General features: G+C 67.5%; 19 protein-coding genes. 11 read left to right on the top strand and 8 right to left on the bottom strand.

Going from position 1 to position 15,923, the window contains the following annotated elements:
* A partial coding sequence (locus tag FM104_RS01955) for a choice-of-anchor M domain-containing protein (RefSeq protein ID WP_179206634.1) occupies positions 1 to 1,030 on the top strand: 1,030 nt, incomplete at its 5' end.
* A gap of 49 nt (positions 1,031 to 1,079) precedes the next feature.
* Positions 1,080 to 1,952, top strand: a complete 873-nt coding sequence (locus FM104_RS01950; RefSeq protein WP_256971472.1) for a lytic transglycosylase domain-containing protein — start codon at positions 1,080 to 1,082, stop codon at positions 1,950 to 1,952.
* A gap of 365 nt (positions 1,953 to 2,317) precedes the next feature.
* Here FM104_RS01950 and FM104_RS01945 read toward each other — a convergent pair whose 3' ends face one another.
* Complete coding sequence (locus FM104_RS01945; protein ID WP_087054421.1) at positions 2,318 to 2,716, bottom strand: Fur family transcriptional regulator; 399 nt, start codon at positions 2,714 to 2,716, stop codon at positions 2,318 to 2,320.
* Positions 2,717 to 2,802: 86 nt separating this feature from the next.
* On the opposite strand from FM104_RS01945, the gene FM104_RS01940 reads away from it, so the two are divergent.
* On the top strand, positions 2,803 to 3,147 hold the full coding sequence (locus tag FM104_RS01940; protein WP_087129782.1) for an ArsR/SmtB family transcription factor: 345 nt from the start codon (positions 2,803 to 2,805) through the stop codon (positions 3,145 to 3,147).
* Positions 3,144 to 3,440 carry a hypothetical protein gene (locus FM104_RS16705; protein WP_087129781.1) on the top strand — a complete coding sequence of 99 codons (297 nt, stop codon included), beginning with the start codon at positions 3,144 to 3,146 and terminating at the stop codon, positions 3,438 to 3,440. Before FM104_RS01940 ends, FM104_RS16705 begins: the two co-directional genes overlap by 4 nt.
* 71 nt (positions 3,441 to 3,511) lie before the next feature.
* On the opposite strand, the gene FM104_RS01930 is transcribed toward FM104_RS16705, so the two are convergent.
* Genes FM104_RS01930 through FM104_RS01920 form a run of 3 tightly spaced genes read right to left on the bottom strand, consistent with a single transcriptional unit; the run spans position 3,512 to position 8,023 of the window.
* A complete protein-coding gene (locus FM104_RS01930; RefSeq protein ID WP_087129780.1) occupies positions 3,512 to 5,221 on the bottom strand; it encodes an amino acid ABC transporter ATP-binding/permease protein in 1,710 nt (569 codons plus the stop codon).
* Positions 5,218 to 6,927, bottom strand: a complete 1,710-nt coding sequence (locus tag FM104_RS01925; RefSeq protein WP_087129779.1) for an ATP-binding cassette domain-containing protein — start codon at positions 6,925 to 6,927, stop codon at positions 5,218 to 5,220. Before FM104_RS01925 ends, FM104_RS01930 begins: the two co-directional genes overlap by 4 nt.
* Before the next feature lie 58 nt (positions 6,928 to 6,985).
* The gene (locus FM104_RS01920) at positions 6,986 to 8,023 is read right to left on the bottom strand and encodes a GTP-binding protein (RefSeq protein WP_087129778.1); all 1,038 of its coding nucleotides are present in this window, start codon (positions 8,021 to 8,023) and stop codon (positions 6,986 to 6,988) included.
* Positions 8,024 to 8,099: 76 nt separating this feature from the next.
* Between FM104_RS01920 and ykgO the strand changes: the two genes are divergently transcribed.
* Positions 8,100 to 8,222 (top strand): type B 50S ribosomal protein L36, encoded by a 123-nt coding sequence (gene ykgO, locus FM104_RS01915; RefSeq protein WP_087129777.1) that lies wholly within the window; start codon positions 8,100 to 8,102, stop codon positions 8,220 to 8,222.
* 152 nt (positions 8,223 to 8,374) lie between these two features.
* On the opposite strand, the gene FM104_RS01910 is transcribed toward ykgO, so the two are convergent.
* Together FM104_RS01910 and FM104_RS01905 are read right to left on the bottom strand one after the other, a co-directional pair.
* Positions 8,375 to 9,103, bottom strand: a complete 729-nt coding sequence (locus FM104_RS01910) for a class I SAM-dependent methyltransferase (RefSeq protein ID WP_087129776.1) — start codon at positions 9,101 to 9,103, stop codon at positions 8,375 to 8,377.
* Positions 9,100 to 9,300 (bottom strand): hypothetical protein, encoded by a 201-nt coding sequence (locus FM104_RS01905; RefSeq protein ID WP_087129775.1) that lies wholly within the window; start codon positions 9,298 to 9,300, stop codon positions 9,100 to 9,102. The genes FM104_RS01910 and FM104_RS01905 overlap by 4 nt, the downstream gene beginning before the upstream one ends.
* A gap of 108 nt (positions 9,301 to 9,408) precedes the next feature.
* Between FM104_RS01905 and FM104_RS01900 the strand changes: the two genes are divergently transcribed.
* On the top strand, positions 9,409 to 10,527 hold the full coding sequence (locus tag FM104_RS01900) for an NAD(P)/FAD-dependent oxidoreductase (protein ID WP_087129774.1): 1,119 nt from the start codon (positions 9,409 to 9,411) through the stop codon (positions 10,525 to 10,527).
* Positions 10,521 to 11,516, top strand: coding sequence for an arsenic resistance protein (locus tag FM104_RS01895; protein WP_087129773.1), 996 nt, complete (start codon positions 10,521 to 10,523; stop codon positions 11,514 to 11,516). The genes FM104_RS01900 and FM104_RS01895 overlap by 7 nt, the downstream gene beginning before the upstream one ends.
* A 27-nt stretch (positions 11,517 to 11,543) precedes the next feature.
* Here FM104_RS01895 and FM104_RS01890 read toward each other — a convergent pair whose 3' ends face one another.
* Both FM104_RS01890 and FM104_RS01885 read right to left on the bottom strand, forming a co-directional pair.
* Complete coding sequence (locus FM104_RS01890; protein ID WP_256971471.1) at positions 11,544 to 11,930, bottom strand: GTP-binding protein; 387 nt, start codon at positions 11,928 to 11,930, stop codon at positions 11,544 to 11,546.
* 110 nt (positions 11,931 to 12,040) lie between these two features.
* Positions 12,041 to 12,997: an NAD(P)/FAD-dependent oxidoreductase gene (locus FM104_RS01885; protein ID WP_087129772.1), complete on the bottom strand. Its 957-nt coding sequence runs from the start codon at positions 12,995 to 12,997 to the stop codon at positions 12,041 to 12,043.
* 80 nt (positions 12,998 to 13,077) lie between these two features.
* On the opposite strand from FM104_RS01885, the gene FM104_RS01880 reads away from it, so the two are divergent.
* From FM104_RS01880 to FM104_RS01865, 4 genes are all read left to right on the top strand, one after another.
* Positions 13,078 to 13,641 (top strand): helix-turn-helix domain-containing protein, encoded by a 564-nt coding sequence (locus FM104_RS01880; RefSeq protein ID WP_087129771.1) that lies wholly within the window; start codon positions 13,078 to 13,080, stop codon positions 13,639 to 13,641.
* A gap of 187 nt (positions 13,642 to 13,828) precedes the next feature.
* The gene (locus FM104_RS01875) at positions 13,829 to 14,455 is read left to right on the top strand and encodes a hypothetical protein (RefSeq protein WP_143738228.1); all 627 of its coding nucleotides are present in this window, start codon (positions 13,829 to 13,831) and stop codon (positions 14,453 to 14,455) included.
* Positions 14,452 to 14,871, top strand: a complete 420-nt coding sequence (locus FM104_RS01870) for a hypothetical protein (RefSeq protein WP_087129769.1) — start codon at positions 14,452 to 14,454, stop codon at positions 14,869 to 14,871. The genes FM104_RS01875 and FM104_RS01870 overlap by 4 nt, the downstream gene beginning before the upstream one ends.
* Positions 14,872 to 15,113: 242 nt before the next feature.
* The gene (locus FM104_RS01865; protein ID WP_087129768.1) at positions 15,114 to 15,434 is read left to right on the top strand and encodes a hypothetical protein; all 321 of its coding nucleotides are present in this window, start codon (positions 15,114 to 15,116) and stop codon (positions 15,432 to 15,434) included.
* Positions 15,435 to 15,923 lie beyond the last annotated feature (489 nt).

Raw genomic sequence — 15,923 nt, 5'->3', positions numbered from 1 at the left:
GAGCAACCCCGGGGGTGGAGGCAGCAACCCGGGCAGCGGTGGGAGCACTCCGGGCGGGGGCGGCAGCAAGCCGCCGCCCAAAGCACCGGGCCAGCAATGCGCCCCGGGCGTCACGCTCGACCACGGGCACATCGACGCGTTCTACGTGTCCGCCGCCAACGGCAAGGCCGTCCTGCAGCTTCTCGAGGACGTCACCGGCCACCGGGTGATCCGTGAGGCCGAGACCGTCCTGCTCAAGGTGGAGGAATCCGCCTATCGCGGCAACATCCCCGGCGGGACGCCTGGGGCACCATCGGGCTATGTGCTCCCGCTGACCCAGGATCCCGCGCTCATCTGGCCGGGCTGGGAGACATTCAGTACGGCTGGAAGCGGGTACACGGACGTGTCGATCAATGTCACCGGGGTGGACGGTCCCGGGCGCGTGTACATGTACACGCAGGGATCGTTCGGTGACTTCAGACCGCTCCTCACCCATGGCGGATACAGCTTCCCCGGCACCATCCGAGAAGCCGAACCTGCGCACACGCACGCACAGTGGGTGTTCTCGCAGAAGGGTGTATACAAGCTGACCGTGCACGCCGTGGCAACCAACCCCAAGACGGGCTCATCCATCCGCACGGCGGCGCACACGTACGTGTTCCAGGTCGGCGACGTGCCGCTCGGCGATGCCTTCTGCGGCCTGCGGTCTGCGGATGCCGGCACGGCGGCGGTCGTAAACGCGGCCGTGCACCAGTCGACGGCCGACGCCGTCGCCGCAGCCCAGGCCGACGCGGCAGCGCAGGCCGCTGCCGCAGAGGCTGAGGAGAAGGAGAAGCGGAAGCAGACGCTGAGGACTAAACAGACGGAGGGCGAGGACGAAGACAACGGCGTGCTCGACGCGATCTTCGGCGAGGACGTGAATCCCGCCGTCGTGGGAGGCATCGTGGGCGGAGGTGTGCTGATCATCGCAGGAATCATCGGCGCCACCCTGTGGTGCGTGCGTCGGCTTCGGACACAGGCAGCGCCCGTCGACACGACCGGTTCGTCATGATCTCGAGGTGCGCATGACCCCGACCTCTGCTCGCTCAGAAGGTCCGCCCGTGGAAGCGGACCCTCTGAGCGAGTTCGACGCGCTCCTGGCGAGCGCGGACGTGGATGACACCGAAGAAGATGACCTTGTGCAGACGCTGGCGTCCTCGAGAACCGGTCGGGGATGGGTCATCGGCTCGGTGCTGAGCGCGGCACTGGGTGTGGTCCTGGTCGCCGCGGCGCTGGTCGCGGCATCCCTGTCACCGCGACCGGATCCGGATCCGACGTCGTATGTCGCGGCTGAGCTGTCGGGAACCACGCCGCGGCCGGATCCGAGGCAGACACCGTATGCGGCACCTTCGCAGCAGCACGAGCGTCCGCTCACAGACCTTGTCGACGAGAATTGGGTAGCTGAGCTGTCAGACGACACCAGTATCCCCGTCCGTGCCCTGATCGCGTACGCCGGCGCTTCCCTCGTCGCGACGTCCGAGTATCCGGCGTGCGGTCTGGGCTGGAACACCCTTGCCGGCATCGGCCACGTCGAATCCGAGCACGGCACCATTCACGGTTCGCATCTCGGTGCCGACGGCGTCGCTCGCCCGGCAATCATCGGCATCCCGTTGACCGGGGAGACCACCGAGGCGATTCGCGACACCGACGCGGGCATGCTGGACGGCGACGCCGTCTGGGACCGCGCGGTCGGTCCGATGCAGTTCATCCCGACAACCTGGGCGCAATGGGGCGCCGACGGCAACGGCGACGGCATCCGCGACCCGCAGAACATCGACGACAGCGCACTCGCCGCAGCACGATACCTCTGCGACGTGGGCGGGGACCTCACGGTCGCCGACAACTGGATTGCCGCCATCCACGCATACAACCCGACGATCGAGTACAACAACCGCGTCGCCGACGCCGCTGCCTATTATGCAGGGCGGGGTTGACGGGGCGAGGTTCAGGCACAGGTGCAGGGAGGGACTTCCCAGCGGTTCGTCACCGCACGATGGGCATGTTCGGCCAGGAAAGGTTGCGACGTCACCAGTGCGAACCGCTACTGCTCAGATGTGCAGATCCTGCACCGTCGATTACGTGGGTTCTGCCTGGCTGGGGGCGGGTGGTGCGGTGGCTTTCGCTCCTCATCATGGTCGGCGTCGCGCGGGTCATCGGCCCCTGCTCCACGGCCGATTGAGTCCTGAGTTGACGCCTGCCCGGTTCTCCTTCATCCCCCGGCAGCCCGGCTCGGCCTTCGCCTACTAGCTACACGGGCGCGGCCTGGCATATATCGGTATCCGTTCCTTCCCGCGGCGCGCTACGCAGCAGCGCAGTCCGCGCAACGTCCAAAGACCTCGAGGATGTGGCGGGTCACGGTGAATCCGTGACGTGCGGCGGTGTCGCGGATCCACTCCTCGTCGGATGGTTCGATCTCCACAGCCGTTCCGCATTCCTCACAGACCAGGTGGTGGTGATGCGCACCAGGCTCGCAGGCTCGGAACAGTTGTCCGCTGGGCACGGGGATTGTGTCGGCGTGCCCGGACTCGGCCAGCGCATTCAATTGCCGATACACGGTCGCCAGCCCGATGGGAGTGCCTTCGGTATTGATGCGCTGGTGCAGCTGAGTGGCGGAGATGAAGCCGGTTGCCTCCTCAAGGGCTTGGCGCACGGCTTCCTTCTGGACGGTCTGACGGCGTTCACGGATCGCGGCGTTCATGGTCGCCTCCTCTCTGCGGGGTGAGAAGCCCGCTCAGTAGTATAGTCACATTGCAATCTGTTTATGTGTGTGATGGGATGAAAATCATGGGCGTGGAGACAGGGCTTGCCGATGCGGCGCAGCTATTCAAAGTCCTCGGTAGTGAGTCGAGGCTCGGGTTGCTGCATCTGATCGGGCAGGAGCCGCGCACAGTGAGCGCCCTCGCGGAGGCGAGTGGGCTGTCGCAGCCGCTGGTGTCGCAGCATCTGCGGACGCTGCGACAGGCGGGCCTGGCGGCCTCGACGCGCCACGGCAAGGAGATCACGTACCGCCTGTCCGACTTGCATGTCAGCCATGTGATCGCCGACGCGCTCGCCCACGTCCGAGAGCCTGCCGCGACCGAAGAGGTCGCGGACGAGGAACCCACCCATCCAGAACAGGAGTCAGCATGACCATCACAGACATCCACGCGGAGCACACGACGTCCGAGCATCAGCACGGCACCGGCTGCGGGCATGAGCCGGTGCAGCACGGCGACCACGTCGACTACGTGCACGGCACTCACCGCCACGCCCTGCATGGCGACCATTACGACGAGCACGAGTCCATCGCCGAGCACACTCCGGCCGACCACGCTCACGGCGCCGACTGCGGACACGAAACCGTCGCGCATGATGGGCACGTCGACTACGTCCACGACGGCCACAGGCACGCGGTCCACGAGGACCACTATGACGAGCACTGACACCGCGCCGGCGCCAGGGTGAGGGGATGCGCGATAAAGCTCGCGCATCCGCTCACCCATGTCCGGCTCCCTCAGATCCTCGCCTCGAGGCGGGCGAACGAGCCCGCCGCACTGCGAAGGACCCGGGCTGTACCGGCCTCGATGACACGCCCGCGGTCGATCACGAAGACGGCGGCATCGTCGGGAACGAGGTCGGCGCGGTGCGTGATCTCGATGACCGTCAGGCCCCTGCGGGTGCGCGCGAGGCGCTTGCGGACGGTGTGCGCTGTTGCGGCGTCGAGCTGGCTGAGGGCCTCGTCGAGCACGAGCACTTCGGGCCAGTGGACTAACGCTCGGGCGAGGGCGAGCCGCTGCAACTGCCCGCCGGACACGGTCACTCCGCGTTCACGCAGGCGAGTATCCAGCCCTTTCGGGAGTAACGCGAGCCAGTCATCGAGCGCCGCGATCGTGATCGCCTCGACGATGGTTGCCTCGTTTGCGTCAGGGGCGGTCAGGCGCAGGTTGTCGGCGATGGTGCCCGACAGCAGGGTCGGGTGCTGGGAGACGAGGGCGACCCGGCGGCGCAGCTCGTCGATCCGCAGCTCGCGCACGTCTGCGCCACCCAGGTGCACTGTCCCGCTCTCGGGGTCCAGACCGCGGGCGAGGAGAGCGGCCAGCGTGGACTTCCCGCTACCGGATACTCCGGTGACGAAGGCCCAACGGCCGGGGGCGAATCGCGCGGAAAGCTCGCGGAGGGTCGGCTGATCGCTGCCCGGGTGACGGGCGGTGACGCCTCGGAGTTCGACGCCACTGTGCTGGGGTACGGGGCCGGGATAGTCGCTGTCGCGTATGGTCGGTTCGGCGTCGATGATCTGCCGGATGCGGTCGGTCGCGGCGAAGGCCGTGTCGAGGCCGGAGGCGAAGCCTTCGACGCCGCGTACCGGCCCCCACAATCCCACCGCCACCGCCAGCGCCACGGCAGTCTCGGTCGGTGGAAGGCCAGCCATTGTGCCGATGGCGAGCGGCACGATGAGCGAGCACATCTGCAGCAGCACGATCGTCATGGTGCGCTGCGCCCGGATGACAGCGGCGTGCTCGCGGGCGGAGGTCAGCGCACGGCCGGTGTCGTCGAGGTCTCGCAGCCGGGCGTGTTGGGCGCCGAAGGCGAGCACCTCGCGGGTGCCCTGGATATCGTCCCCGACCCGCGCGGCGAGAGCCCCGCGCACCGTAGCGACGTGGCGGGCAGCCCGCCACGTCGCCGGGCTTGACCAGGCGGGTAGGAGCAGCGCTATTGCGACGAACGGTGCCGTCACAGCGGCGAGGAGTCCGTCCACCGCCACCCCGAGCCAGGTCAGCGTGACAGCTGGTACGACCAGCGCGGAGGCGGCGGGCGGGAGGGCGTGGGCGAAGAACACCTCGATACGGTCGATGTCCCGGGTGGCCCGCTCAGTCAGCTCGGCTCCCGCGCGTCCTGTGGTCGCCGCGGGTGCTTGCGGGATGAGACGGGTGAAGAACAGCTCCCGCAGCCGCTGGAGAGCGGTGAAGGCGACCCAGTGCCCAGCATAGTGCTCCAGATATCGCAGACCGGCTTTCGCGATGGCGAGGCCCGCGAGCCAACCGATCACGCTCGGCACGGACACCGCCCATCCGGTCGCGGCCTGGCCGAGTGCGGCTGCCGTGACGGTCAGCAGGGCGACTGCGAGGAGCTGGTTCGCGATTCTCGCCAGCACGGAGACGACCAGAGGGGGAAGCAACTGCCGGGTGTGGCCGATGAGCCAGGCGGTCAGGCGGAGCCGGGTCATGCGCTCGCTCCCTCTGTGCCGGGATGGATCAAGGTGCTGAGGTCGATCACGCGGTCGGCGGCGAGGATCGCTCCGGGCCGGTGGGCGATCATGAGCACGGTGCGACCCGCCTCGAGCCGATCAAGTGCGGCGAGGATCGCGGCCTCGCCGGCCAGGTCGACCTGGGAGGTCGGCTCGTCCAGCAACAGGATCGGGGCGTCGCGCAACCAGGCGCGGGCGATCTGCAGCCGCTGCGCCTGCCCGCCGGATAGCAGCCGGCCATGCTCTCCGACCTGAGTGTGGAGCCCGGCGGGCATGGTTTCGATCTCTCCGCGCAGTCCGGCGAGGTCCAGCACTTCCCACAGTCTCCGGTCATCGGCGCGCGGAGCGGCCAGGCGCAGGTTGTCGGCGATGGTGCCGAGGAACAGGAAGGTGCGCTGCTCGACCACGGCCAGCCGCGATCGCACCTCATCCGCATCCGCGATCCGGGTGTCGAGAGCGTCCACGAGGACGCGGCCGGCGCGGGGGAGCAGATGGGCTTGCAGAAGTGCGGCGACGGTGGACTTGCCGATCCCGCTCGAGCCCACCAGTGCTACTTTCTCACCGGCCTCGACGCGTAGCGAGACTCCTTCGATGACCGGGGCGCCTCCGGGCCACCCCGCGGTGACCTGCTCGAGGACCACCGTTCCGGGGCCGTCGGGGTCCCGGAGGCGAGTACCGGCGGGGGCGGGCGTGGACGATGCAGCGGCGGTGAGGTGATCGCCGATCCTGCGCTGAGCGGCACGTCCGGCGATGCCGATGTAGAAGAACTGGCCGATGACATCGACCGGGCCGATCACGAGTGTCGTCATGAGCACGATCGCCACGCCGCCGCCCAGGGTCAGCGTCTCCTCCAGAATGCGGGTGGTTGCGATACCAGCGGCGGCGACCACGATCGTGAGGGAGAATGCGGCGTCGACGACGAGGATGAGCAGCTGGTTGCCCGCCAGTAGCCGCATCAGGTGTTGGCGATGCTGCTCGCCACGACGCGCCAGCTCCGCTCCGGCGCGCTCGGCGGCGCGGGCGTAGACGAGGGTGCCCAAGGCCTGGATCGCCTCCAGGAAGGCTACGGTCAGCCGGGCCTGGGAGCGGCGGTACGCGGTGCCGATCGGTCGGACGATCCGCTGGAACCCGCCGATCAGCGGCGGGACGAGCAGCACCAGCAGCGCGAGCCATCCTGCTGTCGCTGCATCGACGGTGAGAGCCATAATCGCCAGCACGAGGGACGGAATGGTCAGCGCGCCGAAGATCGGGCCGAGGAACCCTGCCCGATAGTGTGCGGTCTTCTCGGTGGCGTCGGTCGCGACCGACAGCAACTCTCCCGAGCGGCCGGTCGCGGTCATGACACCGTCGGTGAAGATACGACTGATCACGAGGTGCCGAAGATGCCGCTCTGTCTCCGAACACGCCCATTCAGAGAAAGCGGGGCCCGCTGCGGCGCACCCGGCGGCCGTCAACGCGAGGGTGACGAGTAGCAGGATCCGTCCCGTCGTCAGCGGCTCCCCGTCTAGGACGGCACCGACCCGGACGAACAGCAACGCGATAGCCGCAGCCCCCGCCCAGGCGATGCCGACCGAGATCCACAACACCCACCGCGGCGTCGCCGATCGCACATCCGCATGCACGGACGTGCGGTCGGTGGCATGCCCACTGGGATGGCCGGAACGACTTGGGGCCCGCATGCTCATCCGACCCGCTGCCGACCATCCAGGACGGGGGCCGATGATCGAGAGGCCACCATCGCCGTCACTCCGTCCGATCCGCTACGACCGGCCAGGAGGGGAACGGGTCGGGGAATCGCACCCACGCCCGGGCGCCGGCGGCGAGCTCAGTGTCGGTGAGCGCGGCCGCATCCAACGCCTCCTTGAGCGCGTCAGTGTCGAGATCGATTCCGATGAACGCCAGATCCTGGCCCAGCGCGAGCAGATCGTCCTCATCGCCAAGGTCGTCGTCGCGTCCGAGCGAATCGAAGGAGATCACCTGACCGACGTGATCCCACCGAGCGATGATCTGCGGGCGGGTGGCGAACCGGCAGAACCCGGCAGAGCGGATCACCGCGCCGAACTCGCCCGCTTCGATCCTCTCGTCCAGCAGATGCTTGAGACGGCCGGGATGCAGCGGGCGCACGTTCTCGTAGTGAAAAGCGCTGACGCGGAGGTCGGTCATGTGGGGGTCGTAGTCGCCGTTCAACAGCCCGACCCAGCCCGGGCGCTCCTGCCCGACCGTGTATACGGTGTCGCACTCCCACCGATCGATCGCGTCCCGATGCAGGCGCAGCCGAGCTCGGGGACTCAGGTGGCTGACCAGCGCCATCACCGTCGACAGATCCACGGTGGGCAGCGTCGCCCAGTTCACCAGGACGATCACCGAGGCATACTCGATCTGGTTCACGGCGAGCAGTGCGTGCGCGGCATGCCGGCCCATTGAGGGGTGCTCGCCCGGAGGCGCCGGGTGGCGTGTATAGCTGTCCTGGCGAAGATCGTCCAGCAGATGCGCCGCGTCGACCAGACACGCGACACCCGTCAGTCGGGTGGGAGCGTCCGGGGTGGCGAGCGTGCCGATCAGCTCGGCCACTTCGGTGTATTCGGGGAACTCGATCACCGCCCCCGCGGGAGCGTCCGACCACGGTGCAACCGCCAACGCCTCATCGATCGGATCCGGGGCAAGCGCGAGCCGGCGGGCGGGCACGAAGGTCCGCCGAGTCATCGCGGCGAGTCGCTTCGCGTAGCGCCGCCGTTCAGGGGCACAGGTGCCGACCACCGCCAGCACGTCGACCTGCTCCACACGAACCTCCATCTCTGAGACACCACTCCGACACCTATATAGTCTAATGATAACTATTCTCAATAGGAGGTGAAGGATGAAGGTTCGAGCATCGATCAAGTCGTTGAAGAATCAGCCCGGGGCGCAGATCGTGCGTCGTCGTGGCAGGGTCTACGTGATCAATAAGCTCAATCCGCGGTTCAAGGGCCGCCAGGGGTGACTGGTGGCGGGGTGCGGGGTTCGGCTTCGCGCCCCGCCAGAGCGGGACAGTTCACCGCGCGGAACAACGTGCTCGCATGTGCGCCCCCGATCGCACGCCGCAATGACGTCGTGACCGGGTTCGGCCGGATCGACCTGAGCGCCTCAGCGTGTTCACGGGCGGTTCAGGAGCCAGAAGGGGGTGTCGCCGATCTGGTCGAATGTGAACCCTGCGCGGGTGGCCTCGTCGGCGAGTATCGCCGGTGCAGGATGGCGGTACTCGTGTTCAGTGGTGTCTTCCACGAGCACGCGCTCACCGTCCAGGGTCAGATAGGTCATACGCCAGCGCATCCGTTCGGTGTCCAGTGGCCAGCCCTCGGCGATACCCCGATAGGTCAACTCGCCTACCTGTGCGGCGGTGAAGTCGTACGCCTCGATGCGGCGAGGCCGTTGCGGCTGCTGCAGGTCGATAAGCGCGGCACCGGCGTCAGGGAGGCGCGCGGCGAGTTCGGCGAGGACGGCCGCTCGTTCGCCGGCGTCGAAGTGACCGATCACGCCGAGCAGAACTGCACCGCCGACGCGTTCAGGCAGGGGAGCGGAGAAGAAGTCCTCCGGTCGCACGGTGACCCGGCCGAACCATTCCGGGTGGGCGGCGATATTCGTCAGAGCGAGTGCTCGCATCGCCGGGCTGGGCTCCAGCGCGCACACCTGCGCCTCTGGCAGCCGGTCGAGGATGGCGGCCGAGTTGAGCCCGGATCCGGCTCCGACGTCGAGGATCGGCCCCCAGTCGGGTCGCACCCGGGGCAGCAGCACCTCGAGCGCGGCGAGCTGCCCTGGCCGCGCGGAGGTGTTGAAAAGGTCGTAGCCGCCGGCTGTCGGCGCGTACGGGTCACGCGTGTTCACAGGTACAACCGCCGGTTCCGCTCGTACGTGCGCTCACGGTGATCGCGATTCTGCTCGTTGCGATAGATCCGGGCCAGCTCATCGCGGTCGGATCCCGAGGAGAGGGTGTGGTCTCCTCGGGTCCTCTCCCAGGGCCGGCGGAGGTGAGCGACCGTCAGCAGGAGTGACGCGCTCATCGCGAGTGTGCGGTCTCTCATCCGTGTTCCTTCCGGGGCGGCTGTAGTTCGGGTTTCCCCTGCTCATACCGTAGCCTATTGAGAATGATTCTCAAATGGCGTGTATGCGTCTAGAAAGCGAAAGCACTCGTGACTTCCTCTTCCCCTGTCCTCGACGCACTCGTCATCGGCGCAGGCCCTGCGGGCATTGGGTCTGCCCTGGCTCTGGCTGCCGTGGATGGGCTGACCTTCGGCGTTCTGGAGCGCGGTCGGATCGGGCAGACGTTCCTGGACTGGCCGGCGCGGCAGAGCTTCCTCACTCCGTCTTTCACCGGCAACGGGTTCGGTGCGACCGATCTGAACGCGATCCACCCGGAGACCTCGCCCGCGTTCAGCCTCGGAACCGACTACCCGACGGGCTCGCAGTACGCGAAGTACCTGCGCAGCGTCGTGAAACACTTCCGTATCCCCGTGATGGATGAGGCCGAGGTCGAGGTGGTGCAGCAGCACATCGACGGGTTCGAGGTGTTCTCCGCCCGAGGCCCGGTGCTCGCACGTTCTCTCGTGTGGGCAGGCGGCGAGTTCGCGCATCCGCTTTCCCCCCGCATCCCGGGCGCCGCGCTCACGGTCCATTCCAGCAGCACGGAGGCCTGGGAGGAGCGACCCGGTGAGCTGGTGGTCATCGGTGGGTACGAGTCCGGAATCGACATCGCCTGTCACCACGTCGCCGCCGGCGCGACCGTGACCGTCGTCGACGACGACCATCCCTGGGATGCGCAGACCGGGTCTGACCCATCGTTTCGCCTCGCCCCTCGATCCCGGATGCGCCTCAGCGACGCCATGGCAACCGGGCGGCTGCGGCTCGTGGATGCCCGGGCTGTCCGCGTCAAACCGGCCGGAGAGGGCTTCACCGTCCGGCTCAGTGATGGCCTGTCGCTGCCGAGCACCGCCCCGCCGATCGCCGCGACCGGATTCGGCCCCGGCCTCGGCCCGGTCGGGCACCTGTTCGCTGCGCGTCCCGACGGGTGGCCGGAGTTGGACGAGGACGACCAGTCCACCGTCGTGCCCGGGGTGTTCCTGTCGGGGCCGGCGATCCGGCACGGCGGGCTGAAATTCTGTTTCGTGTACAAGTTCCGCCAGCGTTTCGCCCACATCGCCGGTGTCATCGGCGAACGGGCGGGAAAAGACACCGGGGCGCTGGAGGCGTGGCGGGATGCCGGCATGCTCACCGACGACCTGTCCTGCTGCGGGGTGGAGTGCGCATGCTGACCGCCCTGCAGCGCACCGGGTTCACCGCGGTCCTGTTCCTCACCGCGATCCTCACCGGCAGCCTGCTCGGCCTGTTCGCCCCCGCGGCAGGCAGCGCGGTCGGCGGGCTTGCCGACCTGCTGATCCTGCTGCTGGTCGCCGCGTCGTTCTTCACGCTCCGTCTGGACGGCGTGCACGCCCTGCGTCGGGTGCCGCGCACAGTGCTACTGGCGGTCGGAATGAACTTCCTCGCCGTCCCGCTGATCGCGCTCGTCCTCACCGCGCTGCTGCCCGGCGACGCACTGCGGCTCGGAGTGCTCGTCTACTGCCTGGCACCGTGCACCGACTGGTTCCTTGGGTTCACCCGCCTCGCTGGAGGCGACACGACCACCGGCGCCGCCCTCATCCCCGTGCAGATGATCCTGCAGCTCGCGCTGTACCCGGTGTGGCTGGCGCTTTTTGCCGGTCGCCATATCGATGCGATGTTCGGTGCCGCCGGCCCGGCCCTGCTGACCTGGTTCGTCCTGCCTGCGGCGGCGGGCCTGGGCTTGCGCTTCCTGGTAGGACTGACCGTGCCGCAGGCCCGACGCCACCGGCTCGTGGCAGCGGTGGACCAAGCGATGCCATTCGTGATCACAGCCGTCATCCTGGCGATCTTCGCCGGGAACATTGGAACGATCCTCACCGATCCCCGCTCGTTCGCCTGGGTGCTGCTGGTGGTGTTCCTGTTCTTTGCCGTGACGTTCCTCGTCGGCGAAGCCGTGGCTCGGGCGGTTCGGCTCGAGTACCCGGAGCACGCCGTGCTGACGATGACGACCTCCGCGCGCAACGCCCCGCTCACGCTCGCTGTCACGGTGGTCGCCCTCCCGGACCAGCCCGTGATCTACGCGGCGATCATCCTCGGCATGCTCATCGAGTTCCCCCACCTCACCGCCCTGACCCACCTCCTCCGCAGCCGTCAACCAACTGAGGAGCCGAGAACCGACGCTCAATCGCTCAGCCTGCGATAGCGGTGCAGCCGCCGCAGTCCGGATGCATCAGGTCGCTCGGCGGGCGCGGCGGCGATGGTGCCGAGCCCGCCGCTGTGCGGCATCCTGGTCGAGGTCGACGCCGATCACGACGAGCTCGCCGACAGGCGGCGGGTCCGGCAACGGGGCGATGCGAATCATGTGGCCGACGAGGTTGACGACGTACCCGCGATCCGCCCGCGGACCGAGGACGCTCACCCGCCCCTTGACCCGGTAGGCGCCGGGCGGCGGGTCCTCGAGCAGATCGATCAGCGCCGACGGGCACACCGGTCCAGGCAAAGCCACAGACACAGCCCGAGCGTGCTCATGATCGTCGTGTCCGTGCGCGTCCTCACGGAGGAGCCGCGCCAATGGCAGCTCGTCGACCGGGTCATCGTCGACGGCGGTGTCGAACACGAGCGCGGGATCGATAGCCGCGAGGGTTCGCCGTGCCGCCGACCGTGTCGGACCGGGGCCGACCCACGGCCGGGCAGTGGGGTTCCCCAGAGTTCCGGACTGTTGTCTGTTCAGCCATCGGCTGCTGCCCGGGCGAGGTCGAAGTCCTCTTCGACGAGCGCGCCGTTGACCGCTCCACCGGCGAAGGCTCCCGCGCCGATCGCCATCGGGACGTTCGCGGCCGGGTTCACGACGTTTCCGATCGCCCAGACTCGATCGTGGCTGGTCTTCCCGGCCTGATCGACGCTGAGGAAGGACCCGAGGCCGAAGGGCGAGTCGGTGCGGGAGAGGCCGAGACCTGTGAGGAACCCGTCGTTCGGGCGCGGCGCACCCGTGGTGAACACCGCATCCACCTCGACCATCCGTCCGTCACCCGTGCGCACACCAGTGATGCGGTCGTCCTCGCCGAGAATCTCGACCACCGGCGACGCCACCACCTCCACGCCTCGAGCGCGCATCCGCTGCTCGGCGACGGGATCGAGCGTTCCGAGCCCGGCCGCGAAGAGGACGACTCGATCGCTCCACTGGCGCACGAGCTGCGTCTGATGCAGCCCCATCGGCGAAGTCGCCAGCACTCCCAGGCGCTGGTCGCGGACCTCCCAGCCATGGCAATAGGGGCAGTGCAGCACAGATGTGCCCCACCGCGGCGCCAGGCCTGGGACATCGGGAAGCTCGTCGACGATCCCGCTCGCCACGACGAGCGCCCGCGCCCGCTGGGCCCGCCCGGTCGAGAGCACGATCGCAAGACCCGAGTCTGCCGCCTCCACATTCTGCACGGTGCCGTCGAGGAACTCGATGCCGTACGCGGCGACCTCGGCACGCCCCTTCCGCAACAGCTCCGCAGGCGGTGTGCCCTCGTTGCCGAGGACGCCGTGCATGTGGGCGGCGAACCGGTTGCGAGGACTGCCCGCATCGATCACCAGCACGCGCCGGCGCGCCCGCCCGAGCAGGAGCGCGGCGGACAGCCCTGCGGCACCACCGCCGACCACAATCGCATCCCAGACAGGGGAGGAAGTCGCAGCATTCATAGGATTCAGTTCAGAGCAATCGTGGCAGAATGTGCAAGGACATTTGCGAAAATGGCAAGTCCTGTCTTTGAGGAGGATGAATGAAGGAGGAGCTGACCCAGCTGGGTCTGCGATTGCGTGCGGCGCGACAATCACGGGGATGGACCTTGGACGAGCTGGCCTCTCGGGCAGGAATGTCGGCAAGCACCCTGTCGCGGCTGGAGTCAGGCAAACGGCAGGCGAGTCTCGAGCTATTGCTGCCGCTGACCCGGCAGCTCGGCGTGCGCATCGACGACCTCGTCAACCCTGATTCACCGGATCCTCGGGTGCGGCGCCCCGTGATCCGCCGCGACGGGCTGATCATCGCCCCGCTCGCCCCGGAGGGCTCGCCCATCCACACCTACAAGATCACCTACCCGCCCGTGCGTACCCTCCCGGAACTGCGTATACACGACGGCTACGAATGGGTCTACGTCCTCAGCGGTCGCCTTCGGCTCCGGCTCGGCGAGCAGGACCTCCTTCTCACCCGCGGCGAGGCAGCCGAGTTCGACACCCGTACGCCGCACGCCATGACCGCGGCCGGTGGGAAGCCCGCTCAGGTGCTCAGCATCTTCAACGACGCCGGTGCCCGCATCCACACCCGCATCGGCGCAGCCACCAACTGAACGCCACCGGCTGATCGGCAGCCGGACGGGCTTCGGAGCCAATCGCACCGAGGGAGACTCGTTCACAATTTGGAGCGGAGTAACGGGGCGTAGCGCTCGCCTGGGCGGTTTCGGTCGTCAGATGTCTCGCCGTCGGAACGTGATGAATGCAGCGAGCGTGGTTACGAGCACGGTGAGGTAGAAGACGATGAATCCCGTGAGCGGCGGAAGCATGGCCGGGGTCGGGTACGACCGTCATGATCCGGCTGCCGGCGATGCTCGGCCAGAATCTTGCGATGAAGTCCGCGGCGGTCGCCGGCAGATTCTGGGACAGGGCCGGGAACACGAGTATCGTCGCAACGACGATCCCGAGCGCTGCGGCGCTGGAGCGCGTCAGGATGCCGACCGCCAGGCCGAGAACGGCCGTGACTGCGTGGTTCTGCTGCACGATTCCGCTGTTCTCTTCGAAGGTCGCCTGGCGTGCCCGGTTGCGTTCGTCGCGCTGCTGCGCGCGCAGGTCGGTGAGCGCGTCGGTGACCCGCTGCCACAGGGGTGCCTGCTATTTCGTGTGCTCGGCTTGCGTGGTGGGTGCTGCCATCTCGGCGTTGACGAGCCGCACGGGGCGGTAGTCAACGAGGCCGTGCACTTTCTGTTCGGTGGCGTTGGCCAGGCCATGGTCGGCGCGGTCACGCTCTACCGCGTCGATGAACTGGGCTCGGGCGTCGGTGGTGTTCTCTGTGATGACGCGGAGCTGGTTCTGGCCTTGTCGTCGCTGATAAGACACTTTGGGTGGGGCTTACCCCAAGTGCAACTGGCCGTAAAATACAGAAGATGAGTGCCGCTAAGCGATCCAGACGTCTCGGCTGGGCGATCGCAGCCTCGCTTGCGGGTACGGCGCTGCTGATCTTCTTGATCGTCGCAGTCGTCACGCTCGTGTCGCGAGATACCCGTCAGGACATCAATCTGGCCGATCTGGCACGCAGTGGGACAGAGGTAGTTGCGATTGAGGGTATGCGCGAAGATACAAGCCAACTGTGCGTGGGCAAATCGGGTTGTGTTCAGGCCTACAGCGCCGATCATGCTGAGATTTTCAAGTTCTCATCTCGCGAGGATGCCTACGAATTCGCCGAGAGATCTCCTAGCGCCTATCAGTCGAACTGGATTGTGATCAGCTTCGCTGATGAGTCCTTAACTGGCAGTGAACGACAAGCTGTCCAGCACTATCTTGACTCGCTCGCGACGTCGGATTGAGCCCAGTGGGGTGGGGGCACCCATCAACGGGGGTCACACACCGCTTCTTCTCGCGCATCGGGACAGTTGCGCTCCAACGTAAACTCGTGCTCATGGGCGTGGATGGTGACTTCGGGGCTCGGTTGTCGGCGGTGGAGCGGGCTGTCGCGGCCATGAAGCATGAGCGGTCAGGTGTATCACCACGTGAATGAGCTCACGAAAGCGGGCTGGTTGGCATCGGTGAGTACGCGAGCGGGAGAGCGATGATTCCGGTGTGGCTGTCGAGGATGCTCGGCCTGCCCGGCGCGGTGTCCTTCCGTCGCTACCACTCCGTAGTGCGTGCTGCGGGTCTGCTCGCGGACGAAGCGCGGACGCTCGACGCCGCCGCGCTGCGCGATCAGCTTCGGATAGAGGCCCGCGGGCTTCCGGCGCATCCGGCGACAGGGCGATTGCTGGCCCTGGTGCGGGAGGCGGCGTCGCGCACGGTCGGCCTGCGGGCCTTCGATGAGCAACTGATCGCGTGCTGTGCGCTGCTGTCGGGGCACGGTGTGGAGATGGACACCGGGGAGGGCAAGACGCTGTAGGCGAGTGTCGGCGTTTGTCGGCGACTCGGCAGACTGTGCAGAGTCTTGACGTGGGCGCACTCTGCGGCACCGTGGTGGTGCTGGTGCGGTTCGCCATGTTCGCGCCCGTCCAAGGTAGAAGGATTCAATCCTTATTGAGAAGCGTTATCAAATACAAACATAGGTGAATGCTGAGAGTTCCGTCAATACGCATCCCCTCCGGGTTCTATCTGGACCAACAAGCGTGCTCGCTGTGCGGGGCCTCACAAGATGCGGACGGCCGGGTAGGAGGGCCGAACCTGTTTGCGCGCCACTTACGAGGCGTTGTGTGACATGGATGTGCTCACGATGTCGCTGGCTGTCCGCAAAGATGTGGAGTCGCCGCGTACCCGGCGACGCCGATCGCCGCAACGATGACTGCTCCGTCTGGGCGCGCCCCACCGGCTCGCCGACTTAGCCTCGATTCACCGATGAGCTTGGGTTCTGAGCGAGCGTCGTGACATAGAAATG

This window comes from Microbacterium esteraromaticum, assembly GCF_900163815.1.
GTDB classification, from domain to species: Bacteria; Actinomycetota; Actinomycetes; order Actinomycetales; family Microbacteriaceae; genus Microbacterium; species Microbacterium esteraromaticum_B.
Note: the sequence above shows the minus strand (reverse complement) of the source record. Positions and strands in the feature narration are given on the sequence as shown.

Coding starts and splice junctions, on each gene's coding strand:
- FM104_RS01880 (WP_087129771.1), top strand. CDS start 13,078: ATGAAGGAGGAGCTGACCCAGCTGGGTCTGCGATTGCGTGCGGCGCGA.
- FM104_RS01895 (WP_087129773.1), top strand. CDS start 10,521: ATGCTGACCGCCCTGCAGCGCACCGGGTTCACCGCGGTCCTGTTCCTC.
- FM104_RS01925 (WP_087129779.1), bottom strand. CDS start 6,927: ATGAGCATGCGGGCCCCAAGTCGTTCCGGCCATCCCAGTGGGCATGCC.
- FM104_RS01885 (WP_087129772.1), bottom strand. CDS start 12,997: ATGAATGCTGCGACTTCCTCCCCTGTCTGGGATGCGATTGTGGTCGGC.
- FM104_RS01930 (WP_087129780.1), bottom strand. CDS start 5,221: ATGACCCGGCTCCGCCTGACCGCCTGGCTCATCGGCCACACCCGGCAG.
- FM104_RS01875 (WP_143738228.1), top strand. CDS start 13,829: ATGAATCCCGTGAGCGGCGGAAGCATGGCCGGGGTCGGGTACGACCGT.
- ykgO (WP_087129777.1), top strand. CDS start 8,100: ATGAAGGTTCGAGCATCGATCAAGTCGTTGAAGAATCAGCCCGGGGCG.
- FM104_RS01870 (WP_087129769.1), top strand. CDS start 14,452: ATGAGTGCCGCTAAGCGATCCAGACGTCTCGGCTGGGCGATCGCAGCC.
- FM104_RS01940 (WP_087129782.1), top strand. CDS start 2,803: ATGGGCGTGGAGACAGGGCTTGCCGATGCGGCGCAGCTATTCAAAGTC.
- FM104_RS16705 (WP_087129781.1), top strand. CDS start 3,144: ATGACCATCACAGACATCCACGCGGAGCACACGACGTCCGAGCATCAG.
- FM104_RS01865 (WP_087129768.1), top strand. CDS start 15,114: ATGATTCCGGTGTGGCTGTCGAGGATGCTCGGCCTGCCCGGCGCGGTG.
- FM104_RS01905 (WP_087129775.1), bottom strand. CDS start 9,300: ATGAGAGACCGCACACTCGCGATGAGCGCGTCACTCCTGCTGACGGTC.
- FM104_RS01945 (WP_087054421.1), bottom strand. CDS start 2,716: ATGAACGCCGCGATCCGTGAACGCCGTCAGACCGTCCAGAAGGAAGCC.